Raw genomic sequence first — 26,267 nt, forward strand, 5'->3', positions numbered from 1 at the left:
GGCGCTTCTCAAGGGGAGCACCTGCGCGTAAGGCAATGTAACCGCAAGCGTCCCGTCCCCCAAAAAGAAAAACGCCCATCTCGTGAATGGGCGTTCTTTTTTTGGCAAAACCTGCTGCCCGCTTATCCCTGAACCAGGGCGGACTGGCCATTGCGGGCCGTGCGCACCACGTTGAACAGGTTCTTCGGGTCTTGCAATTGCGGCGCCACTTCAATTTGGGCGCCAATGCCATGCCGGGCGGCGCTATCGCGCAACCAGCGCAGGGCCGAGAAGTCTTCCAGCGCAAAGCCCACGGAATCAAAAATGGTCACGGCATCCGGGCTTGGGCGGCCGCCATTCTGGCCGGTCAGCACCCGCCACAATTCCGTCACGGCAAAATCGGCCGGCATCTGTTGCAAGTCGCCTTCGATGCGCGTCTGCGGTTCGTATTCCACGAACACCGGGCCCATGCGCAGCACGTCCGCGTGCAGCTCCGTCTTGCCCGGGCAGTCGCCACCCAGCGCGTTGATGTGCATGCCGGGTTCGACCATGTCGGCGGTCAGGATGGTGGCGTAGGCCTTGTCGGCGGTGACGGTGGTAATGATGTCCACGCCCTTGACGGCCTGGGCGGTGCTGTCGAAACGCACGATGCGCAACGACGGCGCAACGGTAGCCAGATTGCTTTCCAGCTTGCGGGTGGCGTCGGGGTCCACGTCATACACATGCAGCGTGTCGATACCCAGCACATAGTGGAACGCCAGCGCCTGGAATTCGGCTTGGGCGCCGTTGCCAATCAAGGCCATCGAACGCGAATCGGGGCGGGCCAGCGCGCGCGCGGCCAGGGCCGAGGTGACGGCGGTGCGCAAGGCGGTGGTCAACGTCAGTTCGCTGATCAGCAGCGGTTCACCCGTGCTGACGTGCGCCAGCGCGCCAAAGGCCATCACGGTGGACAGGCCGGCTTGCGGGTTGTCGGGGTGGCCGTTCACGAACTTGAAGCTGTAGAGCTCGTTGTCGGCAGTGGGCATCAGTTCGATGACGCCGGTGGCGGAATGGCTGGCTACGCGTGCGCATTTATCGAATTCCTGCCATCGCAGAAAGTCGGCCAACACATAGTCCAGCAGGTCGGTGAAGACCTTGCGCGGGCCTTGCAAGGCCACGATGTTGGCAACGTCGGAAGTCGTCAGCAGTGTCGTCATATTTTTCTCCCCAAGTTATGGAACAGAAATTCTGGCTGACGGCCAAATCAATTCATAGTGACAACATTCCACACGAAACGCTAAGATTCTGGCAATTCGACAGCCACAATTAGCACTTTTCACAATGGATACGCTGGATCAAAGCCTGCTGGGCCTGTTACGCGCCAATGCCCGCCTGTCGGTGGCGACGCTGGCGAAGAAGCTGGACGTCTCGCGCGGCACCATCGACAACCGCATCCGCAAACTGGAAGAGCGCGGCATCATCGTGGGCTATACCGTGCGGCTGCGCCCGGAAGCGGAAACCGATGACATCGTGGCCTGGATGAGCATCGCCGTCGAAGGCCATGAAACCCGCAAGATCGTGAACCTGCTGATGGGCGAACCCAGCGTGGCGGGCCTGCACGACACCAATGGCCGCTGGGACTTGCTGGCGGAATTGCGCGTGCCCACCATCGACCAGCTGTCCGAAGTGCTGGACCGCCTGCGCACGCTCAAGGGCATCTCGGCCACCGAGACCAGCATTCATCTGAAGACGTTCAAGGCGTTCTAAGACATCGCGCCCTCGGGCAATCCACGCACGAGAGCGCGGGGAAACCCGATATAAAACTTTGCATAGCGTCCATGATCCAGCGTTATGCGTGGGGTGCTTGGCCTTGGCCCGCCGCCGCTAAATCGTCAATCCAATCAGTGCCTTAGCAGAATCGCCCGCGCACGCCACCACCTTGCACGAGGCGCCGCCGCGCGGTATCGAATTTCTGCGGACGCATGCATGCTTGCATCTTCAGCCGCGCCCGGCTTCGGGCACCTTGCGGCAGGCAACCCTGCATCCCCACACTCCATGACCGACTTCGACCTGACTCTGCACAACGGCCGCATCGTCACCGCGGATGCCGATTTTATTGGCGACATCGGCATCGTTGACGGCGTCATCACCGCGATCTCGTCAAAGCTTCCTGCCGGCAAGCGCGCCATCGACGCCGCGGGCCGCTTGGTGATGCCCGGCGGCATCGACAGCCACTGCCACGTTGAACAACTGTCGAGCATGGGCGTGCTGTGCGCCGACGACTGGTACAGCGCATCGGTCTCGGCCGCGCACGGCGGCAACACCACCATCGTGCCGTTCGCGGCGCAGCATCGCGGCCAGTCGCTGCGGCAGGTGGCCGATGAGTACGCCGCATCGGCGGCGGCAAAGTCAGTCATCGACTTCAGCTACCACCTGATCATTTCCGACCCCACGCCGCAGACGCTGAACCATGACCTGCCCGAGCTGATCCGCGCCGGCATCACATCGTTCAAGGTCTTCATGACCTACGACAAGCTCAAGCTCGACGACAAGCAATTGCTGGACGTGTTCGCCATTGCCGCGCGCGAAGGGGCGTTGCCGATGGTACACGCCGAGAACAACGACGTGATCAGCTGGATTGCGCGCCATCTGCTGGCGGCCGGACACACCGCGCCGAAGTACCACGCGGTCAGCCACGACCCCATTGCCGAAAACGAAGCCACGCAACGCGCTATCAGCCTGGCCTCTGTGCTGGAAGTGCCGGTGCTGATCGTGCACGTGTCGACGCAAGGCGGCGCGCAGGCGATTCACGCCGCGCAGACGCTGGGCGCACCCGTCTACGGCGAAACCTGCCCGCATTATTTGCTGCTGACCGCCGAAGACATCGACATCCCCGGTGTGGAAGGCGCCAAGTTCTGCTGCAGCCCGCCGCCGCGCGACCCCGTGTCGCAACAGGCGCTGTGGCAAAGCCTGGATAGCGGCACGCTGGCGCTGCTGTCGTCCGACCATGCGCCGTACCGCTACGACGAATCCGGCAAGTTGCCCGCAGGCGACGCCACCACGTTCAAGCAAATCGCCAACGGCCTGCCCGGCCTGGAAGTGCGCATGCCGCTGCTGTTCTCCGAAGGCGTGCGCAGCGGCCGCCTGAGCTTGCAGCAGTTCGTGGCGCTGACGTCCACCAACCACGCCCGCATGTACGGCCTGTATCCGAAGAAGGGCACGATCTCCGTTGGGGCTGACGCCGACATCGCCATCTGGGACCCCGAACGCGTCGTGACCTTGTCCGCCAATGGCCTGCACGACAACGTTGGCTACACGCCGTATGAAGGCCGCCAGGTTACGGGCTGGCCCACCACCGTGATCAGCCGCGGCGACGTCATCGTGGATGACGGCGCCCTGCATGCCGAACGCGGCCGCGGCCAGTTCATCGCGCGAGGTCTGCCCGCCCCGTTGCAGAAGACGCGCGAAATCTCGCCGCGCGCTGCTTTGCTGCGCAAGATTTTCCCGACCGTGATTGAGCCGTGATGCACCACGCCCATCACCTGAACCCCATTCGATAAGAACACCCTGGAGATTGATATCGTGAGCAACGCAACCCCCTCCCGCAAAATGGGCCTGGCGGTCGCCCAGATGGGCGCCGTGAACCTGGCCGACACCCGCGCGGTGGTCGTGCGCCGCCTGGTCGACATGATGCGCGAGGCCGCCGCCCGCAAAGCCGAATTCGTCGTGTTCCCGGAACTGGCGCTGACGACGTTCTTCCCGCGCTACTGGATGGAAGACGCCGAAGCTGTCGACCGCTACTTCGAAAAAACCATGCCCAACGCCGATGTGCAGCCGCTGTTCGACACGGCGCGCGAGCTGGGCATCGGCTTTTATCTGGGCTATGCCGAGCTGACGCCGGAAGGCCGCCAGTTCAACACCGCCATCCTGGTCGACCGCAGCGCAAAGATCATCGGCAAGTACCGCAAGATTCACTTGCCCGGCCACTCGGACCACAAGGTCGACGCGCCGTTCCAGCATCTGGAGAAGAAGTTCTTTGAAGTGGGCGACCTGGGCTTTGGCGTGTGGGAGACCAACGACGTCAAGATCGGCATGTGCCTGTGCAATGACCGCCGCTGGCCCGAGACGTATCGCGTGATGTCGCTGCAAAGCGCCGAGCTGATCGTGCTGGGCTACAACACGCCGTCGTTGAACATCCACTGGGACGAGCCCGCGCACTGGCGCACCACCACGCACGAAATCGTGCTGCAAGCCAGCGCGTATCAGAACGCGGTGTGGGTCGGCGCCGCCGCCAAGTGCGGCCATGAAGACGGCCACCACATGATCGGCAGCTCGATGATCGTGGCGCCGTCGGGCGAAATCGTGGCGCGTTCCAGCGGCGAGGAAGACGAAGTCATCACCGCGAAGATCGACCTGGGCATGGGCCAGACCTTCCGCGACCACGTGTTCAACTTCGCCAAGCATCGCAGCCCGCACCACTACAAGCTGATCACCGAACGCACCGGCGCGGGCGAACCGCTGCCCGTGCCAGAAGTGGTTTAAGCCCGGTTGATGATTGCCTGCGTCATGGCAGGCAATTCTTTTTTGACGATCTGGGAAAACTGCGTCAGAAACGCCTTGGCGATGGATGGCGGAGGTTCGATCCGGGAATGGGACACGTGCACGGACAACGAAATCGCTGGCTCGATACGACGCACCACGATGCCGTGCATCAACGTATCCGTGAGGCCGTACGAATCCACCAGGGCCACACCGACGCCCTGGCGCACGAACGAACACGCCGTCTGGGACGAACGCACCTCGATGGCTGGCGTGACCGCCTGGCCCAAGGGTTCCAGGTAGTTGAACAAGGTTTCGCCCAGCGGCGTATCACGGCCGTAGCCCACCAGCATCTCGCCAGCCAGCATCGCCGGATGGATGACGCTTTCGCGCGCGAGCCGATGGCCCGCGGGCAGCACGCAGACGATCTCGCCCTGCGCGAGCTCGCTGGTGATCAGGTTGGGATGCTCGGGCTTGAAGGTAGAGATAGCGATGTCCGCATGCCCCAGCAGCAGCTGGGGCAGCAGCGCATCCATGCCCAATGGGCGATAGCGGATGCGCACGCCCGGGTTGCGCGCGCAGAACTTCGCCGTCGCCGCCGGGATCAGCCATTCGCCGAAGCTGGGGCTGGACACCACGCTGACCAGCCCGCCGCCATGGCCCGCCATGCCAGCAGCCATGTCGTTCAGCCGGTTGACGCCCGCCTGAATGGATTCCACTTCCTGGAAAAGTTTGCGCGCTTCCTTGGTGGGATGCAGGCGGCCTTTGAACCGTTCAAACAGCGCGTAGCCCAAGCGCAGTTCTATCGACGCCAAGACGCGGCTGATGGCGGGCTGCGTCACATGCAGCAGCCGCCCGGCGGCGCTAAGCGAGCCCGTGATCATGATGGCGTGAAACACCTCGATCTGCCGCAGGTTCAGCGGGCCAGACCGGACCTTCCCGGGTAATTCAGACATGCTGCTTTCTTTCCTCTTGACCTGAGCGGTAGGGTCAGCGCGCGTTTGCGCCGCATTTTTTTCCGCTTCTTTTGCAGGGATTCTACTCAATCATGTCCACCGCTCGCATCACGCTCGTCAACCCGAATTCGCTGACCAAGGTCACCGACGCCATCGCCCAGGCGGTGGTGCCGTTCCAGCGCCTGCCGTTGGAGTTCCGCTGCCTGACGTCGACAGGCGGGCCCGCCGGCATTCAGACCCAGGCAGAAGCCGACGCCAGCATCGCGCCGATGGCGCAGTTGTTTCTGCAAGAAGCCGACACGACGGATGCGTTCATCGTCGCCTGCTTCAGCGACCCCGGCCTGCATGGGCTGCGCGACCTGGTGTCCGCGCCGGTGCTGGGCATCGGTGAAAGTTCGGTGTTGACGGCCATGAGCATGGCGACGCGCATCGGCGTCATCGCCATCGCCGCCGCGTCCGTGCCACGCCACCTGCGCTATTTCCGCGCGATGGGTGTGGCCGATCGTATCTGCGCGGAGTTGTCGCTGGATATGAAAGTCAGCGAGCTGGCCGACGCCGAGCTGGCGTTCGCGCGCATGGCGACGGTGGGCAAGACGCTGCGCGATGCGCATGGCGCCGAGGTGCTGATCATGGGCTGCGCCGGCATGGCCGACCTGCGTGGCCGGCTGGAAGACGCATGCGGCCTGCCGGTAGTGGAGCCCACGCAGGCGGCGGTGGCGATGGCGGCGGGAAGGGTGTTCAGCCGATAGGAAGAGTATGGATGGCGCGCCATCGCGCGCCATTCATCACGCCGCCTGCTGCACAAAATGCCCTGCGGCGACCTGCACCAGTTCTGCCACGTGCGGGTTGTCGCCCACCTTGCGGATCGGGCTGGGGATATCCCGCGCCGCGCGCACCGTGCGTTGATGGCGGCGCGCCGGATCGGGAATCGGCACCGCCGACAGCAGCCGCTGCGTGTAGGGATGACGCGGCCGATGCAGCACTTCCTGCGTGGGTCCGATCTCAACGATCTGGCCCATATACATGACCGCAACCCGGTGGCTGACCTTCTCCACCACGGCCATATCGTGCGAAATGAACAGGTACGACAAGCCCATCTCGGCCTGCAATTCCTTCATCAGTTCAATCACGCGGGCCTGCACGGAAACGTCCAGCGCCGACACCGGTTCATCCGCCACGATGATCTTCGGGTTCACCGATAGCGCGCGTGCAATGCACAGGCGCTGGCGTTGTCCGCCTGAAAACTGGTGCGCATAACGGTCCAGGAATTCACGCGGCAGGTTGACGCGTTCAAGCAGCTGCGCGGCGCGTTCACGGCGCTGTTCGCGCGTGTAGCCGCCGTGTACTTTCAACGGCTCGCTGACCAAGTCCCACGCATGCAGGCGCGGGTTCAAGGACGCGTAGGGGTCTTGGAAAATCATCTGAATATGCCGCCGCATGTCGCGCATCTTGTCGGGCGACATATGCGTGACGTCCTGGCCCGCCAGGCGGATCACGCCTTCGGTCGGCTGCACCAGCTTCATCAGCAAGCGTCCGGTGGTCGACTTGCCCGACCCGGACTCACCCACCAGCGCCAGCGTCTCGCCCGCGCGCAGCGTGAACGACACGCCTTCCACCGCATGCACGTTGGCCACCACCTTGCCGAACGCGCCCGCCTTCACGGGAAAGCGCTTGGCCAGGCCCGCCACTTCCAGCACGGCGGGGCGGTCGTGCACCACGGCTTCGTCAGGCGACCCATCGCCCAGCTTGGGCACGGCGGCCAGCAGGTCACGCGTGTACGGCTGTTGCGGCGCGTCGAACAGCGCCACGGTGGCGTTTTCCTCGACCTTGTCGCCATGGCGCATCACGACCACGCGGTCTGCAATTTCAGCCACCACGCCCATATCGTGCGTGATGAACAGCACCGCCATGCCGACTTCGCGTTGCAGGTCGCGGATCAAGTCGATGATTTCGGCCTGCACCGTGACGTCCAGCGCGGTGGTCGGCTCGTCGGCGATCAGCAGCTGCGGACGGCAGGCCAAGGCCATCGCGATCATCACGCGTTGGCGCATGCCGCCGGACAAGTCACCGGGATACTGCGTCATGCGACGCTGCGGTTCCGACATCTTCACCGCCACCAGCATGGCTTCGGCCTTCTTCCAGGCTTCCTCGCGCGAGATGTCCTGATGCAGCAGATAGACCTCGGCCAACTGGTCGCCCACCGTCATCACCGGGTTCAGCGATGTCATGGGTTCCTGGAAGATCATCGAGATCTCGTTGCCGCGGATGCGGCGCAGCTTGGACTCCGGCAGCTTGAACAGGTCCACTTCCTGGCCGTCGCGCGGCACAAAGCGCGCCGCGCCCGTGGCGATGCGGCCGCCCGCGCGTTCGATCAGGCGCAAGATGGACAGCGCCGTCACCGACTTGCCCGACCCCGACTCGCCCACCAGCGCCACCGTTTCACCACGCCCGATGGTGAAGTCCAGCGACTTCACAGCGCGGTACGGGTTGGCGCGGGCGCCAAACGCCACGCTCAGGCCTTCCACCGCCAGTAGTGTCTCGTTGTTCAAGGCGCTCTCCGTCATGCGCGGCTGGGGAACACGCGCGGCGACATGGCGTCGATGCTGCGTCCCGCGTAGTCGCGCTGCGACACCGTCGCGATCGTCTGCGCCTGCGCGCGTTCCACTTCCTGCATGCAGCGCTCGATGTCGATGGTCAGCAGTTCGCCGTTCTTCACGACCTGTTCACCGTCCACATACACGTCGCGGATGGCGCGGTCGCCAGCCGAATAGATCAGGCTGCGCAACGGTTCCCGGCCAGGGCGCATGTAGGGGTGTGACAAGTCGACCAGCGAAAAGTCGGCCTTGCCGCCCACCTTGATGCGGCCGATGTCGTCGCGGCCCAGCATCTTGGCGCCGTTCACCGTTGCGGCATTGAACACTTCTTCGGTGGATGCGGCGCGGAAATGGCCGGCCTGCAAACGGGCCACATAGCAGGCCAGGCGCATCTCATCGAGCATGTTGTGCGGGAAGGTGTCGGTGCCAATGCCCACGTTGATACTGGCGCGCAGGTAGCGGCCCAGGAAGCTCATCGCAATACCGCGGCGCACGAACACCGTGGGACAGTGCGCCACGTGCGCGCCAGAGCGTTGCAGCAGGCCGAAGTCGTCGGCATGCGGCCAGTACAGCGTGCGGTGATCGTTCAGGAAGATGCCGTGGCCGATGATCAGGTCGGGGTCCAGCAAGCCCTGATCGTCCAGCCATTCGATGGGCGTGCGGCCATGGCGGCGCGTCATCTCGGAAAATTCCACCACGCTTTGCGCGGCGTGAATCTGCATGGGGATGCCCAGGCTGCGCGCGGCGGCCTGCGCTTCCTTCAGCAGTTCGGGCGTACATGTGTCCACCTGCGAGGGGCACAGCATGGCGCTCAGACGGCCGCTTGGATGATCGATGGCGCTATTCACTACGTCCAGCGCAGCTTCGAAAGATTTAACGGCGCTGGCCTCGTCCCAGGTGTATTCCACCGAGTGGCCGTCGGTGGTGCGCCATGCGGCGGAACGGAACATCGGACCCAGCACGCCACGGATGCCGGTGCCGGCCACGACGTCGGCCCAACCTGGGCGCGGCAGCGACATGTCCACGAACGTGGTCACGCCCGACAGCAGCATTTCCGATATGGCGACCTGGTTGGAATATTGCGCGGTCTCGATGCCCATGCGGAAGACGGGCATGTACTCGTACAACGAGCTCTGGCCCAGCTTGTCGCTGCCCAACTCTTCGAGCAGGCCGCGGTTGCCGGGTTCCGACGACGGATGCGTATGCACGTTGACCAGACCCGGCATGGCCATCAGGCCATGGCCCGCGACGACGTTATCCGCCGGCCCGGCGTACCCGGTGCCCGCGTGGATGACGGTGTTGCCGCGCATCACCAGATCGGCGTTTTCGATGTAGACGTGCGAACCCAGTTCGGCATCCCACGCGACGAGCGTGGACAGGTTCTTGAAGTGGGTAATGCGGGCTTGATTGGTGTCGCTCACGGCAGGCTCTCAGTACAGCTTGAAGATGGGGAACGATGAAGAGGCGAAGCAGCCCCTGCGGCGCGGCACCGGCCGCGCCGCAGGGGCGTCGTTTACTTGAACGCGATGTCCAGACCCTTGTAGGCCGCAGCACCGAAGATGCCATGCGCCTTCATCGGCTTCATGCGCGGGCCGCCCACGAGGTACATCGAGTCGTGATACAGCGGAATCCACGCAGCGCCGTCCGAGATCTTCGTCAACGCCTTGGACACGATGGCGTCGCCCGCGGCCGGGTCCAGCGCCTCGCTGCCTTCGGCCAGCCACTTGTCGGTCTCGGGGTCTTTCCAGTTCATGCGGTTGGGCGTGGGCACGCTGTTGGACAGGAAGTAGCTGTTCAGCGCTTCGCCCGTGCTCATGTAGCCAAAGCTCATGCTGAATTCATCGAATTCCTGCGTGGCCAGCTTGCCCCAGGCGGAGGTCGAATCGAACAGCTGCACGCGCAGGTCCACGCCCACTTTCTTCATGTCGCCTTGCACGGCTTCCATGATGTCTTTCCAGTAGCCGGTGATGCCGTAGTGCAGCAGCGACAACTTCTGGCCGTCTTTGTAGCGGTAGCCGTCAGGCCCCTTCTTCCAGCCGGCTTCGTCCAGCAGCTTGTTGGCCGCAGCCGGGTCGTAGCGGTAGGCGTCATTGCTGCCGGCGGGCGTTTTAGTAGCCAGCATGCTGGTCGCCGGTTGCGCTTCGCCGAAGGTGATGGCTTCGGTCAACGCCTGGCGGTTGATCGCCAGATTGATGGCGCGGCGCACGTTCACGTCGGTCAGCATGGGCTTGTCGATCTTGAAGCCCAGGAAGAACGTCCAGTAGAACGGGTCGGCGCGGCTGACGAACAGGCGCTTGTCGGCCTTCAGGTCTTTGATGGCCCATTGCGGCAGATAGCGCGACAAGTCGGCTTGCCCGCTTTGCAACGCGGTCAGGCGGGTGCTTTCTTCGGGCACGATCTTCCAGATGATCTTGTCGACCTTGGGCGTCGGGTCTTTGTAGATCGACGGGCCCCAGTTGTAGCCGGCATGCTTGGTCAGTACGACTTCGTTGCGCGGCGACCAGCTCTGGAAGCAATACGGGCCCGTGCCGTCAAAGGCTTTCACGCCGTAGTCCGGGCCCAGTTCCTTGACCTGATCGATGTTGATGACCGAGTGCATGTAGTGCGCCATCTGCTGCAAGAGCTCGTTGTAGGGCTTCTTCAGCTTGTAGACGACGGTGACATCATCGGGCGCGGTGATGCTGTCGACGGGGCCGGCGCGCCAGCGCTCCAGGCCTTTGGTTTCCGGGTTCAGCCAACGCTCGTAGCTGGCCACCACGTCTTTGGCGGTCATCTTCTTGCCGCTGCAAAACGTCACGTTGTCGCGCAGCGCAAAGGTGTAGGTCAGGCCATCGGGCGACACCGTCCAGCTCTTGGCCAGCGCCGGCACCGGCGTCTTCATGTCGTAGTCCAGGCCGACCATGGTGTCGGCGGCCATGAACAGCACTTCAGCCGCGCCCCGCGCGGTGGTGCGATGCGGGTCGTATTTGTCGGTGTCCAGCTCGCGCAGGATCAGCACCGTCTTGTCAGTTTGGGCGACGGCGTGCGTCGGTGCGGCGAGCAGGCAGGTCAGCGCCAAGGGCGCAACGGCCAGGCCTTTGATGAACGTCATGGTGGTGGATTCCCCGTTGTGGTGTGTTGTGGCGTGATGTGGTTCTGGCGCGGATCAAAAGCGCGGGTCAAGAGCGCGGGTCAAAAGCGCAACTTTGGGTCGAGCGCATCGCGCAAGCTGTCGCCCAGCAAGTTGAAGGCCAGCACGATGAAGAAGATCGTCATCGTGGGAATGGTGGAGATGTGCGGGAAGATCTGCAGAAACTTGCGGCCATCGGCGGCCATGCTGCCCAGCTCGGCAAACGGCGGCTGCGGACCCAGGCCCAGAAATGACAGCACCGAACCCAGCAGAATCGTGTGGCCCAGTTGCAGCGTCGCGTAGATCATCAGCATGGACGAGCAGTTCGGCAGCAGGTAGCGCGTGATCAGGTAGAAGTTGCCAAAGCCCATGGCATGGCCAGCTTCCATGTATTCCTGCTTCATCACCACCATGGCGGAGCCGCGTGCAATGCGCGCCATGCCGGGAATGGCCGACACGCCCAACGCCAGCACCATCGCCACGGTGCCAGGCCCCAGCAGCGCCGACAGGCTCAGGCCGAAGAGAATGGCGGGAAACGACAGCAGCACGTCCACGACGCGCATGATCACGCCTTCCAGCGGCCGGTAGTACGCCGCCAGGATGCCCAGGATGGCGCCGATACCCGACCCGCCAATCACCGCCAGCACGCTCAGCAGCAAGGTGGCGCGGATGCCGTAGATGATGCGCGACAGGATGTCTCGGCCCTGCACATCGGTGCCCAGCAGATACGTGATGCCGTCGGACGACACCCAGCCCGGCAGCTTGCGCGCGATGGACATGTTGGTGGAGTACGGATCATGCGGCGCAAGCCACGGCGCGAACAGCGCAGTCAGCAAGATGGCGATGACCGCCAGCAGCGATAGCAGCAGAATCGGATCGCGGCGCAGCCGGGCGCCGATGCGCGCCAGCGGCGTGGCCATGGCCTGGGGCGGCAAGGCGCCCATCGAAGAAGTCGAACCTGCGCTCATGATTTGTGTCCTCGCGGGTCCAGGTAGCCGTAAAGCAGATCCACGATCAGGTTGATGATGATGAAGCCCAGCGCCGTGACCAGAATCGCGCCTTGCGCCAGCGGAAAGTCGCCAGCGAAGATGGCGCCCACCGCCATGCGGCCCACGCCGGGCCAGGAATAGATCTGTTCGGTCACCACCGCGCCGCCCAGCAGGTTGCCCACTTGCAGGCCCACCAGCGTCACGATCGGCAGCAGCGCGTTGCGCAACGCATGGCGCAGCACCACGCGGGACTCGCCCGCCCCCTTGGCGCGCGCCGTGCGCACGTAATCACCGCTCAGCGTTTCGATCACGGCAGTGCGCGTGATGCGCGCAACCGGCCCGATCAGCACCGAGCCCAGCGTCAGCGCGGGTAGCGCAATGGATTCCAGCCCGGCCAGCGTCCACAATGGGCCGTTGCGGCCGATGTAAGGCAGGATGCCGGCCCCGCCCACGTGCTGCACCAGCAGCAGGCCCACCCAGAACACAGGCAGCGACACGCCGACGACTGACAAGGTCATGACGAATCGATCGATCAACTTGCCGCGGCGATACGCCGCCAGCGTGCCCAGCAGGATCGCCAGCGGTATCGACCAGATCACGCTGGCCAGCATCAATTCAACGGTGGCCCCGATGGTGCTGCCGATTTCATCGATGACGGGCACGTTCGAAATCATCGAGCGGCCCAGGTCCAGATGCACCAGACGCCACATGTAGCCGGTCAGCTGCACGGCGAGCGGCTTGTCCAGACCAAGCTCCTGGCGCACCTGCGCCAGTTCGTCGGCGGACGCGGTCGGGCCGGCGATAACGGCGGCGGGGTCGGCGGGCGCCACTTGCAGCAGCACGAAGCACACCACGATCACGCCCAGCAGCACGGGCAGGGAAATGTACAGACGGTTAAGCAGTTGCCGGATCATGCGACGCGAACTCCGGTCGCGGAATTCGGCCCGCCGTTGCAGCAGCCCGGCAGGGACTGTGCGGCGGCAGGGTGAACGGATCTCGGCATAAAGCAACCTCTCTTGGTGCGCCCCGGGGGCTTACGGTGGTCGAAGAATGCCAGTGCGCCCGAGCCGCGTGGACCCAGGGAAATCCACTATGAAGCGAATGGCGCACATCGCCGCTTCCGCATCGCAAACCCTTGATCTGCAATGTATTTATGCGCATTCGGAGCACCGCACAAAAGGGCATCCGATAACGGGGCGTTATGACGCCTGCGCAAAGATTGATAGCCGCGAACGGCCTGCCAGGGACCCGCCCGGGGACGCGCTGCTAGACTGCCTGCGGCCCTTTGATTGATTGACCCCTTTCAGGCAGTGATCCCATGCGCTTTATCGACACTGAACAGACCCGCAACGCGCTGTCCTTTGACGCCGTCATTCCCGCCTTGCGGGACGCGTTTCGCGACGGCGCCACCGTGCCGCCCCGCCACGTCCACGCCATCCAGTCCGGCACGGCGCATGGCACCACGCTGATCATGCCCGCATGGAGCGACCGCGGTTATTTCGGCGTGAAGATCATCAACATCTTTCCCGAGAACACGCATCAGGGCTTGCCGGGCCTGCACGCCACCTACAACCTGTACAGCGCCACCACCGGCGTGCCCATTGCCCAAGTCGACGGCGACATCGTCACCGTTTACCGCACGGCGGGCGCGGCGGCGTTGGGCGCGGACTATCTGGCAAGACAGGACGCCCGCACGTTGTTGATCGTGGGGTCGGGCCGCATCGCGGGGCTGGTCGCGCAAGCCATGCGCACCGTGCGCCCGATTGAACGTGTGCTGGTGTGGAACGTGCGCGCAGCCGGCGCCGACGCGCTGGCGGCGAGCCTGCGCGAACAAGGCTTTGACGCCGACGCCACGACCGACCTGGAAGCCGCCGCGCGCCAGGCCGACATCATCAGCTGCGCCACGCTGTCCACCGTGCCGCTGATCCAGGGCGCGTGGCTGCGCCCCGGCGTACACCTGGATTTGATCGGCAGCTTCAAACCCGAAATGCGCGAAACTGACCCCGCCTGCTTTGACGGCACGACGGTGTACGTGGACACGGATGAAGCGCCGACCAAGTCCGGCGATCTGCTGTCCGCTTTCGATGCGGGCGTGCTGACGCTAGACGCGATTCAAGGAGATTTGCATCAGTTGACGACGGGACAACGTCCGGGCCGGCAACGTGATGACGAGATTACGGTGTTCAAGGCCGTGGGCAGCGCGCTGGAGGATTTGACGCTGGCGACGTTGGTGTATGAGGCGGTGAGCGACGCGGCTTGAGGGGAGATGCGCAGGTGAAGCGCGGGTGTTGCATGGGTCAAATGCGATCCCTGTCCGACTCCGCCAATTCCACCGGCAGATGCTCGCGCATGATTTCGATAAAGCGGCGCAGCCGCGCCGGCTGAAAGCGCGACGGCGCATACACCAGGAACACGGGCAAAGCGTCTGCGCGCCACTCGGGCGCCAGATGCACCAAGCGGCCCGCAGCCAAATCGTCCTGCATCGCCCACGCCGATCCCAAGGCCACGCCCAGCCCCAGCACGGCCGACTTGCGCAACGCATGCAGCCCATCGGTGGATAAGCGCGGCTGAATGCCGAAGCGTTCCGTCGCACCCGTCGTGCAATGCGTCAGGCTGACTTCGGTGCGATAGAACGTACGCAGCGCCAGCCACGGCAAGCGCGCCAGCTCGGCAGGTTCTTGCGGCACGGGCGCGCCGTGCAACAGATCGGGCGACGCGATCACGATGCGCGGCACCTCGCCCAACTTCACGGCAATGACTGACGGGTCCGTCACCGCGCCCACCCGAATCGCGCAATCCACGTTCTCGGCAATCAGGTCGGGCATGCGGTCATGCAGCAGCCATTCCACGCGCATGTTCGGATACTGCTTCAGATATCGCGCCAGCGGCTCCACGAATTGGTCCTGGCCGAACGCATGCGGGGCCACCACGCGCAACGTGCCGATGGGTTCATCGCCCGCGCCACGCACCTCGCTTTCAAAGGACTGCCACGTTGCGATCAGTTCCTTGGCGCGTTCGTAGCAGCGCTGCCCATCTTCGGTCAGGCGGATGGCATGCGTGGACCGTTGCAACAAGCGCACCCCAAAGGTGCGCTCCAACAATTGCAATCGGCGGCTGACGGTCGGCTGCGTGCCGCCCATCTGCGCGGCAGCGGCTGACAGGCTGCCGGCCTCGACGATACGCACGAAAGTTTCGATCAGCAGCATGCGGTCGGTGCCGGCCGCGGCGGTCAGGGCAGGGGTGGTCATACGCCTATCGTATAACGGATGTACCCCTAGGTTGGCTACCAAAACGCGGGCCGGAAGCCCAGAATTTGCCCCGTACTCGATCCCTCGGATAGCCCATCATGTCTTCCCAAACCTCTGCCTCCCATCCAGCCAGCACGCTATCCAGCGGCCTGGTTTTCCTGCTTGCCATCGGCGCGGGCCTGTCGGTTGCGTCCCTGTATTACAGCCAGCCCATGCTGGGCGTGCTGGGCGTGGACATCCACGCCAGCGCTGAAACGCTGGGCTGGATTCCCACGCTGACGCAGCTGGGCTATGCCTTCGGCATCCTGATGCTGGCGCCGCTGGGTGACCGCCATGACCGCAAGCACATCATCCTGATCAAGGCCGCCGTGCTGAGCCTGGCGCTGCTGGCCGCCGCCGTGTCGCCATCCATTGGCGTGCTGCTGGCGGCAAGTTTCGTCGTCGGCCTGTCGGCCACCTTGGCGCAAGACATCGTGCCCGCCGCCGCCCATCTGGCGCCCGTTGAACAACGCGGCAAGATCGTCGGCACGGTCATGACCGGCCTGCTGCTGGGCATTCTGCTGTCACGCGTGGTCAGCGGTTTTGTCGCCGAGCAATTTGGCTGGCGCGCCATGTTCGTGGCGGCCGCGGTCACCATCGTGGCGTTGGGCGCGGCGTTGTGGCGTGGCCTGCCGCGCTTCGTGCCGACTGCACAGTTGTCTTACGCGGCCTTGCTCGCGTCGCTTGCCACCCTGTGGCGCCAACACCCCGGCCTGCGCCGCGCCGCCACGGCGCAGGGCTTGCTGTCGCTGGGCTTCAGCGCGTTCTGGTCGACGTTGGCGGTGATGCTGCATGGCGCACCGTTTCACCTGGGTGCAGGCGCGGCGGGCGCGTTTGGTCTGGCGGGTGCGGCGGGCGCATTGGCCGCGCCGCTGGCTGGCCGCGTGGCCGACACCCGCGGCCCGCTGGCCGTGGCCAGCCTGGGCGCGGGGCTGACGATGGTGTCGTTTGCCGCGATGATCTTCCTGCCGTTCCTGTCGCCGCATGCCGCGCTGTGGTTGATTGCGGGCAGCGCCATCGGCTTTGACCTGGGCATCCAGACCTCGCTGATCGCGCATCAAAGCATCGTCTACGGCATCGACCCCGCCGCACGCAGCCGTCTTAACGCCATCCTGATGACGGGCGTATTCATCGGCATGGCGGCAGGGGGTGCCTTGGGCAGCCTGGCGCTGGCGCACTGGGGCTGGACGGGCGTCACCGTGGTGGCGGCAGGCGCGGCGGCCTTGGCGCTGGGCATGCGCGTATGGCCGGGCGCGCGCCGCGGCGTGGCGCTTACTCCGGCGCGTTGATCTCGTCGGCCGTGATGATCTCGGCCACCAGCACCACGCCGGGCCCGTCCAGGTAATACTCTTCCTGGGCGGGCGCGCGCAACTTCATATAGGCGTTCTCGCCGATCTGCATCGTATGCCCGGCGGCCAGCTCAGCGCCGCTGTCGCGCATGTAGCCCAGGATATTGTTGAAGATGTCCGAGTAGTACTCGCCTTCGTGGTGGCCCTGGGCCAGCGCGGCGAAGTCGGGCAGGCCGAATTGGTCTGCGCCATAGGTGCGCATCCACACGCCTTCCACGCCTTCGACTTCATACTTCACGAAGCCGCAATACAGCATCGTCAACGGCAGCGTGCGCAAGAGGTCCAGGCTTTCTTCACCCAGCGATTCGCCATCGAACACGCCCGCCGGCAACGACGTATGCGCGTGTTCGTTCATCACCGCCATCGCCTTGAAGCTCGTCAGCGCGCCCGCCACCGCAGCCAGCGCCACGTATTGCTCCAGCACGTCTTCTTCAAAGCCCGCGTAGTACAGGATGAGATGGCTGGCGTGCGCGCGAATTTCTTCCTTCACCGTGGCCGGGTAGTGCGCCGGCGCCACGCACATTTCCAGCGCGTCCTTGGGATAGGGCGCGTTGAAACCCACCAGCCGCACCACATGCTTGCCCCAGCCGACCAGGCCCAGGAATTCCGGCATGTCCGGCGCAATTTCTGCGCGCGCATCGCTCATCGACGGGTGATAGCCGCGCAAGGCAGCCGCCAGCGTGTCTTCGGTCACGGCCAAGGGCGCAGCGAACAACACTTGCAGGCTCAGCGGGTTCTCGATGGCGGGGTTGGCCGCCAGCGCACGTGCGTCGGCGGATTCTTCCTTGCGGCCAAAGAAACGGGAAAAGATGCTCATGGGGTGTCTGGGGCGGTAAGAATAAAAACGGGGGCAGTATACGTTTGCCCTTTTCGCCCGAGACGCCCTTGTCTCCATTGGACACATCTCTCACCGTGGGGGTTATTCGGCGAATCCGTCCGGCCCCACGGCCTGCACCACGTAATCAATGAACGACTTGATGCGCGACGATATCGCCGTGTTGCGGTAATACACCGCGTTGATCGGTTGCCTGACATCCTGCGTCTGCTTGACCAGCAGTTGCTGCAACGTGCCCGCCTTGCGGTCGCCGCGCGTCATGAAATCCGACAGGCACACAACGCCGCCATCGTTTAACGCCAGCTGCCGCAAGGTTTCACCGCTGAAGGCGCGCACGGCGGGTTTCACATGCAGGGCTTGCCCATCGGCTTCGAGCAGCGGCCATTCATTCAGCGATTCCAGCTGCGAAAAACCCAGCAGCGTATGCGACGCCAGATCGGCCACGCGCTTCGGCGTGCCATGCGCCGCCAGATAGCCGGGGCTGGCCAGCACGCGCACGCGGCTGTGGCCCAACAGCACCGCATGCAGCGAAGAATCCTTCAGCCGTCCGATGCGTATCGCCAGATCCGTGCGGCGCTCAAGCAGGTCGATATTGCCCTCGTTGCTGTTGAGCTCCAGCTCCACCTGCGGAAAGCGCTTGCGGTAACCGGGCACCAGCGGCGCAATCACATGCAGCATGAAGGGCGACGCCGCATCCACACGCAGCAGGCCCGCCGGCTGATTGCGGCGCACGTTCATGAGTTCTTCGGTTTCTTCCACCGACGCGATGATGCGCCGCACCTGCTCCAGATAAGTCTTGCCTTCTTCGGTGAGCTCAAGCCGGCGCGTGGTGCGGCGCATCAGCGTCGTCTGCAGCTTCTCTTCCAGCCGGCTCATCGTGCGGCTGGTGGCGGAAATGGTCTGCCCCAGCACGTCGGCGGCAGCGGTGATGGACCCGCTGTCCACGACCGCAATAAAGACCTGCATTTCGTCGAGAGTGGTTTTCATATTTGACGTTATATCAAAAGTCTTTCGCCAATACCGGGCTTTTTCATCAAGTATCTCGCGGGCACACTAGCGTCATTCCCAGGCCGAAAGCGCCTGGCCCCCCGAATCTTCTCCGGAGTTTTACATGAGCATTCCCGCATTTGGCGTCGGCACGTTCCGCTTGCAAGGCCAGGTCGTCATCGACTCGGTACGCAACGCGCTGGACGTCGGCTACCGCGCGATCGACACCGCGCAAATCTACGAGAACGAGGCCGAAGTGGGCCAGGCCATCGCCGAGTCCGGCGTGGCGCGCGAAGACCTGTTCATCACCACCAAGATCTGGGTGCCGAACTATTCACAGGCCAAGCTTGCCGCGAGCCTGCGCGACAGCCTGACGAAACTGCGTACCGACTACGTCGACCTGACGCTCATCCATTGGCCCGCGCCCGGCAACGGCGTATCCGTCGACGAATTCATGACCGCGTTGGCCGACGCCAAGTCGCAAGGCCTGACCCGCCAGATCGGTATCTCGAACTTCCCCATCGCTGAAACCCGCGCCGCCATCGCCGCCGTGGGCCGCGACGCCATTGCCACCAACCAGATCGAACTCAGCCCCTATCTGCAGAACGCCGCACTGACCGCGTTCCTGAAGGAACAAGGCATCCATGTAACGTCCTACATGACGCTCGCCTACGGCAAGGTGCTGAAAGACCCCGTCATCCAGCAAATCGCCAGCCGCCACAACGCCACGCCTGCGCAAGTGGCGCTGGCCTGGGCCTTGCAATTGGGGTATTCGGTGATCCCGTCGTCGACCAAGCGCGACAACCTGGCCAGCAATCTGCTCGCGCAGCAACTGCGCCTGACGAGCGAAGACATGGCGCAGATCGCTGCGCTGGAAAGGAACGGCCGCGAAGTCAGCCCGGACGGGTTGGCGGCGGTTTGGGATTAAGCGGCGCGGCCGCCGCGCGCCCCGGCCAAGCGTTTATCGGGGCTCTCCCGCATGATCGCCACAAACGCGTCGATCAACGGATTCGGATTATCCGGATGGCGGGCAGCGGCCAGTTCTGCGCGAAACGCGCCCGGCCCGCGAATACCGACGTAAGCCAGGATGTCCATGCGCATCCGCGCAAGCGAGGCCGGCACCACCGCGGCGCCAAAGCCCGCTTCGACCAAGGTCAGGATCGTGGGAATCATGCTTTCCTGCACGATGTTGGCGGGCTTGCCCGCCGCTTCGATCATTTGCCGCAACACCTGGCTGAAGTAACGCGAGCGGTCGCGTGCATAACCCACCAGCGGCAACTCCAGCACCTGCGCCATCGTTACCCAGCGCTTGGCCGCCAGCGGGTGATCGTTGCGCAATGCCAGCACCATCGGCTCGGCATACAGCGGCACCGGCGCCAGGTCGGCATCGGCGAAAGGCGGACGCAGTAACGCCAGGTCCAGCCGGCGCTGATGCAGCGCATCGGGCATGTCGCTGGAGTTCATTTCTTGCAAATCCAGCATCACGCCGGGATAGCGCTGGCGGAATGCAAACAGCGCTTGCGGCACGTTTGAGTACGCCGCACTCGGCGTCAAGCCAATGGTCAACTGGCCCGCATCGCCCCGCGCCGCCTGGCGCACATAGCGTAGCGTGGCCTCGTGTTCCACCGCCATCTTCTGGATGCGGCGTTGCAGTTCAGCGCCCGCCGACGTCAGCCTGACCGACCGGGTCGTGCGCTCAAGCAGCTGCACGCCCAATGCCTCTTCCAGCTTGCGCACGCTTTGGCTCAATGGCGGCTGGCTCAGGTGCAGCCGCTGCGCGGCGCGGCCAAAATGCAGCTCTTCGGCCACCACGGCAAAGACCTGAAGCAATCGGCTGTCGATCAGCATTTATATTCCTGGCAAATCAATAACAAGAGAATAAGGTATTAGACAACCTAATCGCCGCTTCCTACTATGCGCTGACAAATCAACAGCAGGGGAATTCCCCTGACCATCAGGGGAGTGCCATGGGTACGACAACCGCAACCATCAAACTGCTGGCCGGCGCCTTTGCCGCCAGCCTGTCGCTGGCCTCGGCCAGCGCCCACGCGCAAGCCGCGTATCCCACGCAGGCAATCAAATTCATCGTGCCTTACGCCGCAGGCGGCAGTTCGGACACGCGCTCGCGCCAGTTGGCCCAGAAGCTGAGCGACTCACTCGGCGTACCCGTCGTGGTGGACAACAAGCCGGGCGCAAGCGGCAACATCGGCACCGGGCAAATCGCCACCGCCAAGCCCGACGGCTACACCATCGGCCTGGGCAACTTCGCGCCGCTCGCCGTCAACAAAGCGCTCTACACCATGCCTTTCGATCCGGCACGGGACCTGGCGCCCATCGCCCTGATTGAACGGGGGCCGATGGCGCTGGGCGTGAACGACAAGTCGCCCTACGCCAATCCGGCCGCGCTGATTGATGACGCCAAGCGCAATCCGGAAAAGCTGAACTACGCCTCTACCGGCGCGGGCAGCGCTTCGCACCTGAGCACCGAATTGTTCAAGGAGCAGGCCGGCATGAACGCCACCCACGTGCCGTACCGAGGCGGCGCGCCCGCGGTCAATGACTTGATCGCCGGCAATGTGGACTTCTACATCGAACTGCCCAGCCTGTTCCTACCGCATGCCACCGGCGCCACGCCGCGCATCAAGATGCTTGCCGTTGCGGCCGACAAGCGCGTGCCGGGCCTGCCCGATGTGCCGACGTTCAAGGAACTGGGCTTGCCAAACATGGTGGTATCGAACTGGTTCGGCGTGGTTGCGCCTGCCGGCACGCCGCCTGATGTGATCAAGACGCTGAACGAACACATCAACCGCGCGCTGCAAGACAAGCAGTACCGTGACGTCGTCGAATCACAAGGGGGTGAAGTTGCAGGCGGTACGCCCGAACAGTTCAGCGCCTTCATCGCCAGCGAAAGCGAGCGCTGGACGCAACTGATCCGCCACAAGCAGATCCAGGTTCAATGATGCGGAAAGCGCACGCCGCATGGTCTCGCAGCACGGAGCGGGACGACGCCATCCAAGCCTGGGCATGGCTGGCCGAGCCCTACGATGCGGCGCCCGCCACGGGTGCGCTGGCGGGCGTGGGATTCGGCGTCAAGGATGTGATTGACGTGGCCGGTATGCCCACCCGTTGCGGCTCGCCCGCCACGTCTTCCGACCCCGCGCGGTGGGACGCCAGCTGCGTCGCGCAGCTGCGCGCAGCCGGTGCGGTTCCCATCGGCAAGACGGTCACGGCGGAATTCGCGTACGTGTCACCCGGGCCCACCCGCAACCCTCACCGGGCCTCGCACACGCCCGGCGGCTCATCCAGCGGTTCGGCGGCCGCCGTCGCCGCTGGTATGGTCGATATCGCCTTGGGCACACAAACCGGCGGGTCCATGATCCGTCCGGCGGCGTTCTGCGGCGTGGTGGGCTTCAAGCCCACCTTCGGCCGCGTGCACCGGCAAGGGATGACGGTGCTGTGCGATTCGCTCGACACCATCGGCTGGTTCAGCCGCACGGTGGCGCAGTCTCAAACCGTGGCGTCGGTGTTGCTGCCTCAGGACGCGCCGCGGGTTGCGACCACGCGCGCGGCGCTGAGTGTCCCCTCGCTCGCGCCGCTGATTGTTCCCACGCGCGCGCCGCGCGTTGCCGTGCTCGTTTGTGACGGCATCGGAACGCTGGAATCCGCATCGCGGCAAGCGCTGGAAGACGAGGCAACGCGCTTGCGTCAGCAGGGCGCTACCCTCTTCACGCCCGGATACGACGCCGACCTGAAGGAACTTTTGCACTTGCATTCGCGGATCATGCACGCCGAACTGGCGCGCGCCATGCTGCCGGTTGCACACAGCCCGCAGGCGGACCAGTTATCGCCTGCTTTGCGGGATGCGGTGACGCTGGGCTTGGCGATTCCTTACGCGGAGTACGTGCAATGCCAGCAGACGCGCGACCGCCTGGCGCGGGATTGGCTGGAACGCTTTGCCGACGTTGACGTCATCCTCACGCCCAGCGCGCCCGGCCCCGCGCCGGAAGGCTTGCAGTCGACAGGGTCGTCGGTGTTCAACCGCGTCTGGTCGCTGCTGGGCTGGCCTGCGCTGCACGTGCCTACGGGCAAGACCGCCAGCGGCCTGCCCGTCGGCGTGCAATGGGTCGCACGCCCGGATCAGGATCACGCGTTGCTGGCGTGGGCGGCAGACCAGCAAGCATTGCCGGCGCCTGCACCCTGATCCAAGCCACGCGCGGCTTGGATCAGCATCGCTTCGCTGCCCGCAGCGCCTAGCAGCTCCAAGCCGACCGGAATGCCGCCTGGCGTAAACCCGATCGGCACACTCAACGCCGGCAAGCCGGTTACGGCGGCCAGCAAGCCATTGCCGCCGCGTTGCGGCTCGCCCAATAGCACGGGCGCGCCGCGCACGCTGGGGTAGGCCAACATGTCCAGCGACCCCGATGCCAGCGCCGCCAAGACGTCCGCGCGAATCGCGTGCGCACGGTCAAGCGCGGCTTGACGTGCGCTGCCGTCCGCATCGCGCACGGCATTACGCTCGCGCAAAATCGCCACGACTTCCGGGTGCGGATACGCGCCGTCCAGGATGTCGTCCAGGCTGCGCACCGGCAACCCGACATCACGCAGACATTCGGCAAGCGCATCGCGGAACTCGTAGCCGGTGACATTCGCGGCCGCCAGCCGCGCATCATCCAACGCCATCGACACGGGCTGAACGTGCGCGCCGTTCGCCTGCATGCGCGTCAAGGCGGCGCGCACGTGATCAGACACGTCGCGCTCTTGCTCCGCGCCGCCGTAAAGCGCATCAAGCATGCCGATGCGCCACGGCGAACCGGCCCGAGGCGCGCTCGCCGTTCCCGCATCCGGCCCCGCCATCACTGACCACAAGACCGCCAGATCATCCGCGCACCGCGCCATCGGCCCTACGGTATCCAGCGTAGGCGACAGCGGCACCACGCCTGCGGTGCTGCAACGGCCCGCCGTCGGACGCAAGCCCCACACTTGGTTGAATGCGGCCGGGATGCGGATGGAACCGCTGGTGTCGCTGCCGATCGCCACCGCCGCAAAGCTTGACGCCACCGCTACCGCGCTGCCGCCGCTGGACCCGCCCGGCACGCGTGCCGCGTCATACGCGTTGCGCGTCCGGCCGGACAAGGACGACACATTGGTGATGCCGCAAGCCAGCTCGTGCAGCGTGGTCTTGCCCAGCACGATCGCGCCCGCCTTACGTAGGCGCAGCACGACGTCCGCATCGTGCTCGGGCCGCCGTTGCGCCAAGGCCCGCGAGCCGGCCGTGGCGGGCATTCCCACGACGTCGATGTTGTCTTTGATCAGAACAGGAATGCCGTGCAGCGGGCCACGCCGCTGCCCCGCGCGCCGCTCTGCGTCGCGCAATGCGGCTTCGTCCGCGGCGTGCGGATTGATCGCCAGCACGGCGTTGAGCGCAGGCCCGTGCGGGTCATAAGCGGCGATGCGCGCCAGATAGGCGCGCACCAGATCGGCCGCAGTCAAGCTGCCCGCCGCCATCGCCGCTTGCAACGCGGCGACCGGCTGCCCGAATACCGCGTCGCCATCGGGCAATGGCCCCGCCAGCAAGCCCGGCCGGTTCATCGGAAATGGCACGCCACCCATTGCTGACCCGTGGCCGATGCAACGGGCCGTTCGGTCAGCGCGGGCTGCGTCTCGCGGCAAATGGGCTGCGCCAGCGGGCAGCGCGTATGAAAGCGGCAACCGCTGGGCGGGTTCGCGGGGCTGGGCGGATCACCTTGCAGCAGCTTGCGTTGCGCGGGCTTGTGCGGGTTGGGCACGGGCACGGCAGACAGCAGGATCTCGGTATAGGGATGCCGCGGCTGCGAGAACAGCGTATCGCGGTCAGCCACTTCAACAATGCGGCCCAGATACATCACGGCCACGCGGTGGCTGATGTGGCGCACCACGGCCAGGTCGTGCGCAACGAAGAGATAGGCGATGCCCATCTCTTGCTGCAAGTCCATCAGCAAGTTGATCACCTGCGCCTGCACCGACACATCCAACGCCGATACCGGTTCATCGCACACGATCAGCTTGGGCCGCAGCGCCAGCGCCCGCGCAATGCCCAGCCGCTGCCGCTGCCCGCCCGAAAATTCGTGCGGAAACTTCTTCATGGCTTCCGGACGCAGCCCGACCTTGCCGAACAGCCAGGCCAGCTCGTCCACGCGCGCACGGCCACCCGGCATCGGATAGTTGCGCAGCGGCTCACCCACGATATCGCCCGCGGTCATGCGCGGGTTCAACGACGCGTAGGGGTCTTGGAAAATGATCTGCATGTCGCGCCGCCGGTTGCGCATCTGCTCCGGCGTCAGCGCCAGGATCTCTTCGCCTTCCAGTTTGACCGAGCCGGATGTCGGCTGAATCAGCCGCAAGACGGATTTGCCGGTGGTCGTCTTGCCGCAGCCGGACTCACCAACCAGCGCCAGCGTTTCGCCTCGCGCCACATTGAACGACACGCCATCCACCGCCTGGATGACCTTGCGGCGCGGCTTGAACCAGCCGCCCGCGCCGGGGTAGTGCATCTTCAAGTCGCGGACTTCTAGCAAAGGCGAAGCCGGCGCCGGTTGTTGCGTCAGGGCGCTCATGCTTGCACTCCGTTCAGGGCGGCAGGGTTGGCAGGGGACGACAGGGCTTGCAGAGCAGGCTGCGCCAGCACGCGCGCCACCTCATGGCAGGCCACCACATGATCCGCGCCGTGCGACGACAGCTCGGGCGCTTCGACCCGGCAGCGCTCGGTGGCGTAGGTGCAACGCGGCGCGAAACTACAGCCTTTGCCCAACTCGCTGGGCGCGGGCACCATGCCGGGAATCTCCGCCAGACGCTGCGTGGACGCATTCATCGACGGCATCGACCCCATCAGCGCGCGCGTGTAGGGATGCAACGGGGTATCGAACAATTCCGTCACCGAGGCTTCCTCGACCTTGCGCCCCGCGTACATCACCGCAACGCGGTCGCAGCATTCCGCCACCACGCCCAGGTCGTGCGTGATCAGCACGATGCCCATGCCCAGCGTCTTCTGCAAGTTGCGCAGCAGGTCGATGATCTGCGCCTGAATCGTCACATCCAGCGCGGTCGTGGGTTCATCCGCAATCAGCACTTCGGGGTTGCAGGCCAGCGCCAGCGCAATCATTACCCGCTGCCGCATGCCGCCCGACAACTGATACGGGTACTCATGCACCCGGCGTTCCGGCTCGGCGATCTGCACCAGGCGCAGCATCTCTTCGGCGCGCCGGTACGCGTCGCGGCGGCCCAGCTTCTGGTGCACCATCACCGTCTCGGCAATCTGCCGCCCCACGGTCAGCACCGGGTTCAGCGACGTCATCGGTTCCTGGAAGATCATCGAGATGCGGTTGCCGCGAATCTGGCGCATCTGCTTTTCCGTGAGGCTGAGCAGGTCGGTGCCGCGATAACGGATTTGTCCGCCGGCGAACCGGCCCGGCGGCGTTGGCACCAGGCTCAGAATTGACAGCGCCGTCACGCTCTTGCCGCAGCCGGACTCACCGACCACGCCTAGCGTGCGGCCGGCCTGGACTTGATACGACACACCGTCAACCGACCGGACGGTACCCGAAACGGTATCGAAGTACGTGCGCAGATTATCAACTTCAAGCAGCACGTCGCCAGGGGCGACGGCGGTGGCGGGGGATAGGGCCATG

Annotated in this window: 23 protein-coding genes; 9 read left to right on the plus strand and 14 right to left on the minus strand. The window is 64.8% G+C overall.

Annotated elements, in window-relative coordinates:
* Positions 1 to 122: 122 nt before the first annotated feature.
* Positions 123 to 1,175 carry an ornithine cyclodeaminase gene (locus tag HV765_RS19055; RefSeq protein ID WP_175170631.1) on the minus strand — a complete coding sequence of 351 codons (1,053 nt, stop codon included), beginning with the start codon at positions 1,173 to 1,175 and terminating at the stop codon, positions 123 to 125.
* A 124-nt stretch (positions 1,176 to 1,299) separates the two neighbouring features.
* Here HV765_RS19055 and HV765_RS19060 point away from each other — a divergent pair, with 124 nt between their 5' ends.
* The 3 genes from HV765_RS19060 to HV765_RS19070 all read left to right on the plus strand — a co-directional run bounded on the left by HV765_RS19060 (position 1,300) and on the right by HV765_RS19070 (position 4,500).
* Positions 1,300 to 1,725 carry an Lrp/AsnC family transcriptional regulator gene (locus HV765_RS19060; RefSeq protein WP_054421128.1) on the plus strand — a complete coding sequence of 142 codons (426 nt, stop codon included), beginning with the start codon at positions 1,300 to 1,302 and terminating at the stop codon, positions 1,723 to 1,725.
* A gap of 288 nt (positions 1,726 to 2,013) precedes the next feature.
* On the plus strand, positions 2,014 to 3,483 hold the full coding sequence (hydA, locus tag HV765_RS19065; protein WP_175170695.1) for a dihydropyrimidinase: 1,470 nt from the start codon (positions 2,014 to 2,016) through the stop codon (positions 3,481 to 3,483).
* A gap of 84 nt (positions 3,484 to 3,567) precedes the next feature.
* Positions 3,568 to 4,500, plus strand: coding sequence for an N-carbamoyl-D-amino-acid hydrolase (locus HV765_RS19070; RefSeq protein WP_175170696.1), 933 nt, complete (start codon positions 3,568 to 3,570; stop codon positions 4,498 to 4,500).
* On the opposite strand, the gene HV765_RS19075 is transcribed toward HV765_RS19070, so the two are convergent.
* Positions 4,497 to 5,453, minus strand: coding sequence for a LysR family transcriptional regulator (locus HV765_RS19075; RefSeq protein WP_054421125.1), 957 nt, complete (start codon positions 5,451 to 5,453; stop codon positions 4,497 to 4,499). The genes HV765_RS19070 and HV765_RS19075 overlap by 4 nt on opposite strands.
* 92 nt (positions 5,454 to 5,545) lie before the next feature.
* On the opposite strand from HV765_RS19075, the gene HV765_RS19080 reads away from it, so the two are divergent.
* The gene (locus tag HV765_RS19080) at positions 5,546 to 6,202 is read left to right on the plus strand and encodes an aspartate/glutamate racemase family protein (RefSeq protein ID WP_175170632.1); all 657 of its coding nucleotides are present in this window, start codon (positions 5,546 to 5,548) and stop codon (positions 6,200 to 6,202) included.
* A 36-nt stretch (positions 6,203 to 6,238) separates the two neighbouring features.
* On the opposite strand, the gene HV765_RS19085 is transcribed toward HV765_RS19080, so the two are convergent.
* The 5 genes from HV765_RS19085 to HV765_RS19105 form a co-directional block, all read right to left on the minus strand.
* Positions 6,239 to 8,017 (minus strand): ABC transporter ATP-binding protein, encoded by a 1,779-nt coding sequence (locus HV765_RS19085; protein WP_054421123.1) that lies wholly within the window; start codon positions 8,015 to 8,017, stop codon positions 6,239 to 6,241.
* Positions 8,014 to 9,468: an amidohydrolase family protein gene (locus HV765_RS19090; RefSeq protein ID WP_175170633.1), complete on the minus strand. Its 1,455-nt coding sequence runs from the start codon at positions 9,466 to 9,468 to the stop codon at positions 8,014 to 8,016. Before HV765_RS19090 ends, HV765_RS19085 begins: the two co-directional genes overlap by 4 nt.
* 92 nt (positions 9,469 to 9,560) lie before the next feature.
* Positions 9,561 to 11,138, minus strand: coding sequence for an ABC transporter substrate-binding protein (locus HV765_RS19095; protein WP_054421121.1), 1,578 nt, complete (start codon positions 11,136 to 11,138; stop codon positions 9,561 to 9,563).
* Between the two features lie 80 nt (positions 11,139 to 11,218).
* The gene (locus tag HV765_RS19100; protein WP_245636246.1) at positions 11,219 to 12,124 is read right to left on the minus strand and encodes an ABC transporter permease; all 906 of its coding nucleotides are present in this window, start codon (positions 12,122 to 12,124) and stop codon (positions 11,219 to 11,221) included.
* Positions 12,121 to 13,059: an ABC transporter permease gene (locus tag HV765_RS19105; RefSeq protein WP_054421119.1), complete on the minus strand. Its 939-nt coding sequence runs from the start codon at positions 13,057 to 13,059 to the stop codon at positions 12,121 to 12,123. The genes HV765_RS19100 and HV765_RS19105 overlap by 4 nt, the downstream gene beginning before the upstream one ends.
* Before the next feature lie 404 nt (positions 13,060 to 13,463).
* On the opposite strand from HV765_RS19105, the gene lhpI reads away from it, so the two are divergent.
* Positions 13,464 to 14,405 (plus strand): bifunctional Delta(1)-pyrroline-2-carboxylate/Delta(1)-piperideine-2-carboxylate reductase, encoded by a 942-nt coding sequence (lhpI, locus tag HV765_RS19110; RefSeq protein WP_175170634.1) that lies wholly within the window; start codon positions 13,464 to 13,466, stop codon positions 14,403 to 14,405.
* A 37-nt stretch (positions 14,406 to 14,442) separates the two neighbouring features.
* Here the strand turns inward: lhpI and HV765_RS19115 are convergent, their stop codons facing one another.
* The gene (locus tag HV765_RS19115) at positions 14,443 to 15,393 is read right to left on the minus strand and encodes a LysR family transcriptional regulator (RefSeq protein ID WP_175170635.1); all 951 of its coding nucleotides are present in this window, start codon (positions 15,391 to 15,393) and stop codon (positions 14,443 to 14,445) included.
* Between the two features lie 98 nt (positions 15,394 to 15,491).
* Here HV765_RS19115 and HV765_RS19120 point away from each other — a divergent pair, with 98 nt between their 5' ends.
* The gene (locus HV765_RS19120; protein ID WP_175170636.1) at positions 15,492 to 16,721 is read left to right on the plus strand and encodes an MFS transporter; all 1,230 of its coding nucleotides are present in this window, start codon (positions 15,492 to 15,494) and stop codon (positions 16,719 to 16,721) included.
* Here HV765_RS19120 and HV765_RS19125 read toward each other — a convergent pair.
* Together HV765_RS19125 and HV765_RS19130 are read right to left on the minus strand one after the other, a co-directional pair.
* Positions 16,705 to 17,598, minus strand: coding sequence for a DUF4261 domain-containing protein (locus HV765_RS19125; RefSeq protein WP_175170637.1), 894 nt, complete (start codon positions 17,596 to 17,598; stop codon positions 16,705 to 16,707). The genes HV765_RS19120 and HV765_RS19125 overlap by 17 nt on opposite strands.
* 102 nt (positions 17,599 to 17,700) lie before the next feature.
* On the minus strand, positions 17,701 to 18,603 hold the full coding sequence (locus HV765_RS19130; RefSeq protein ID WP_175170638.1) for a LysR substrate-binding domain-containing protein: 903 nt from the start codon (positions 18,601 to 18,603) through the stop codon (positions 17,701 to 17,703).
* A gap of 124 nt (positions 18,604 to 18,727) precedes the next feature.
* On the opposite strand from HV765_RS19130, the gene dkgB reads away from it, so the two are divergent.
* A complete protein-coding gene (dkgB, locus tag HV765_RS19135; protein WP_175170639.1) occupies positions 18,728 to 19,531 on the plus strand; it encodes a 2,5-didehydrogluconate reductase DkgB in 804 nt (267 codons plus the stop codon).
* On the opposite strand, the gene HV765_RS19140 is transcribed toward dkgB, so the two are convergent.
* On the minus strand, positions 19,528 to 20,451 hold the full coding sequence (locus HV765_RS19140) for a LysR family transcriptional regulator (protein WP_175170640.1): 924 nt from the start codon (positions 20,449 to 20,451) through the stop codon (positions 19,528 to 19,530). The two genes, dkgB and HV765_RS19140, sit on opposite strands and share 4 nt — an antisense overlap.
* A gap of 119 nt (positions 20,452 to 20,570) precedes the next feature.
* On the opposite strand from HV765_RS19140, the gene HV765_RS19145 reads away from it, so the two are divergent.
* Positions 20,571 to 21,563, plus strand: a complete 993-nt coding sequence (locus tag HV765_RS19145; RefSeq protein ID WP_054421108.1) for a Bug family tripartite tricarboxylate transporter substrate binding protein — start codon at positions 20,571 to 20,573, stop codon at positions 21,561 to 21,563.
* Positions 21,560 to 22,804, plus strand: coding sequence for an amidase (locus HV765_RS19150; RefSeq protein WP_254600634.1), 1,245 nt, complete (start codon positions 21,560 to 21,562; stop codon positions 22,802 to 22,804). Before HV765_RS19145 ends, HV765_RS19150 begins: the two co-directional genes overlap by 4 nt.
* Here HV765_RS19150 and HV765_RS19155 read toward each other — a convergent pair.
* Genes HV765_RS19155 through HV765_RS19165 form a run of 3 tightly spaced genes read right to left on the minus strand, consistent with a single transcriptional unit; the run spans position 22,747 to position 26,266 of the window.
* A complete protein-coding gene (locus tag HV765_RS19155) occupies positions 22,747 to 24,204 on the minus strand; it encodes an amidase (RefSeq protein ID WP_175170641.1) in 1,458 nt (485 codons plus the stop codon). The genes HV765_RS19150 and HV765_RS19155 overlap by 58 nt on opposite strands.
* Entirely contained in the window at positions 24,189 to 25,196 is a 1,008-nt protein-coding gene (locus HV765_RS19160; protein WP_054421106.1) for an ABC transporter ATP-binding protein, read from the minus strand. Before HV765_RS19160 ends, HV765_RS19155 begins: the two co-directional genes overlap by 16 nt.
* Entirely contained in the window at positions 25,193 to 26,266 is a 1,074-nt protein-coding gene (locus HV765_RS19165) for an ABC transporter ATP-binding protein (protein WP_175170642.1), read from the minus strand. The genes HV765_RS19160 and HV765_RS19165 overlap by 4 nt, the downstream gene beginning before the upstream one ends.
* Position 26,267: the final 1 nt, after the last annotated feature.

This window comes from Achromobacter kerstersii (genome assembly GCF_902859595.1).
Lineage (GTDB): Bacteria > Pseudomonadota > Gammaproteobacteria > Burkholderiales > Burkholderiaceae_B > Achromobacter > Achromobacter kerstersii.

Excerpts from the sequence above, each read along its gene's own strand:
- HV765_RS19100 (WP_245636246.1), bottom strand. The coding sequence starts at position 12,124 with ATGAGCGCAGGTTCGACTTCTTCGATGGGCGCCTTGCCGCCCCAGGCC.
- HV765_RS19125 (WP_175170637.1), bottom strand. The coding sequence starts at position 17,598 with ATGAGCATCTTTTCCCGTTTCTTTGGCCGCAAGGAAGAATCCGCCGAC.
- HV765_RS19085 (WP_054421123.1), bottom strand. The coding sequence starts at position 8,017 with ATGACGGAGAGCGCCTTGAACAACGAGACACTACTGGCGGTGGAAGGC.
- HV765_RS19070 (WP_175170696.1), top strand. The coding sequence starts at position 3,568 with ATGGGCCTGGCGGTCGCCCAGATGGGCGCCGTGAACCTGGCCGACACC.
- HV765_RS19080 (WP_175170632.1), top strand. The coding sequence starts at position 5,546 with ATGTCCACCGCTCGCATCACGCTCGTCAACCCGAATTCGCTGACCAAG.
- HV765_RS19075 (WP_054421125.1), bottom strand. The coding sequence starts at position 5,453 with ATGTCTGAATTACCCGGGAAGGTCCGGTCTGGCCCGCTGAACCTGCGG.
- HV765_RS19145 (WP_054421108.1), top strand. The coding sequence starts at position 20,571 with ATGGGTACGACAACCGCAACCATCAAACTGCTGGCCGGCGCCTTTGCC.
- HV765_RS19055 (WP_175170631.1), bottom strand. The coding sequence starts at position 1,175 with ATGACGACACTGCTGACGACTTCCGACGTTGCCAACATCGTGGCCTTG.
- HV765_RS19130 (WP_175170638.1), bottom strand. The coding sequence starts at position 18,603 with ATGAAAACCACTCTCGACGAAATGCAGGTCTTTATTGCGGTCGTGGAC.
- hydA (WP_175170695.1), top strand. The coding sequence starts at position 2,014 with ATGACCGACTTCGACCTGACTCTGCACAACGGCCGCATCGTCACCGCG.
- HV765_RS19150 (WP_254600634.1), top strand. The coding sequence starts at position 21,560 with ATGATGCGGAAAGCGCACGCCGCATGGTCTCGCAGCACGGAGCGGGAC.
- HV765_RS19165 (WP_175170642.1), bottom strand. The coding sequence starts at position 26,266 with ATGGCCCTATCCCCCGCCACCGCCGTCGCCCCTGGCGACGTGCTGCTT.
- HV765_RS19140 (WP_175170640.1), bottom strand. The coding sequence starts at position 20,451 with ATGCTGATCGACAGCCGATTGCTTCAGGTCTTTGCCGTGGTGGCCGAA.
- HV765_RS19115 (WP_175170635.1), bottom strand. The coding sequence starts at position 15,393 with ATGACCACCCCTGCCCTGACCGCCGCGGCCGGCACCGACCGCATGCTG.
- dkgB (WP_175170639.1), top strand. The coding sequence starts at position 18,728 with ATGAGCATTCCCGCATTTGGCGTCGGCACGTTCCGCTTGCAAGGCCAG.
- HV765_RS19120 (WP_175170636.1), top strand. The coding sequence starts at position 15,492 with ATGTCTTCCCAAACCTCTGCCTCCCATCCAGCCAGCACGCTATCCAGC.
- HV765_RS19095 (WP_054421121.1), bottom strand. The coding sequence starts at position 11,138 with ATGACGTTCATCAAAGGCCTGGCCGTTGCGCCCTTGGCGCTGACCTGC.
- lhpI (WP_175170634.1), top strand. The coding sequence starts at position 13,464 with ATGCGCTTTATCGACACTGAACAGACCCGCAACGCGCTGTCCTTTGAC.
- HV765_RS19105 (WP_054421119.1), bottom strand. The coding sequence starts at position 13,059 with ATGATCCGGCAACTGCTTAACCGTCTGTACATTTCCCTGCCCGTGCTG.
- HV765_RS19060 (WP_054421128.1), top strand. The coding sequence starts at position 1,300 with ATGGATACGCTGGATCAAAGCCTGCTGGGCCTGTTACGCGCCAATGCC.
- HV765_RS19160 (WP_054421106.1), bottom strand. The coding sequence starts at position 25,196 with ATGAGCGCCCTGACGCAACAACCGGCGCCGGCTTCGCCTTTGCTAGAA.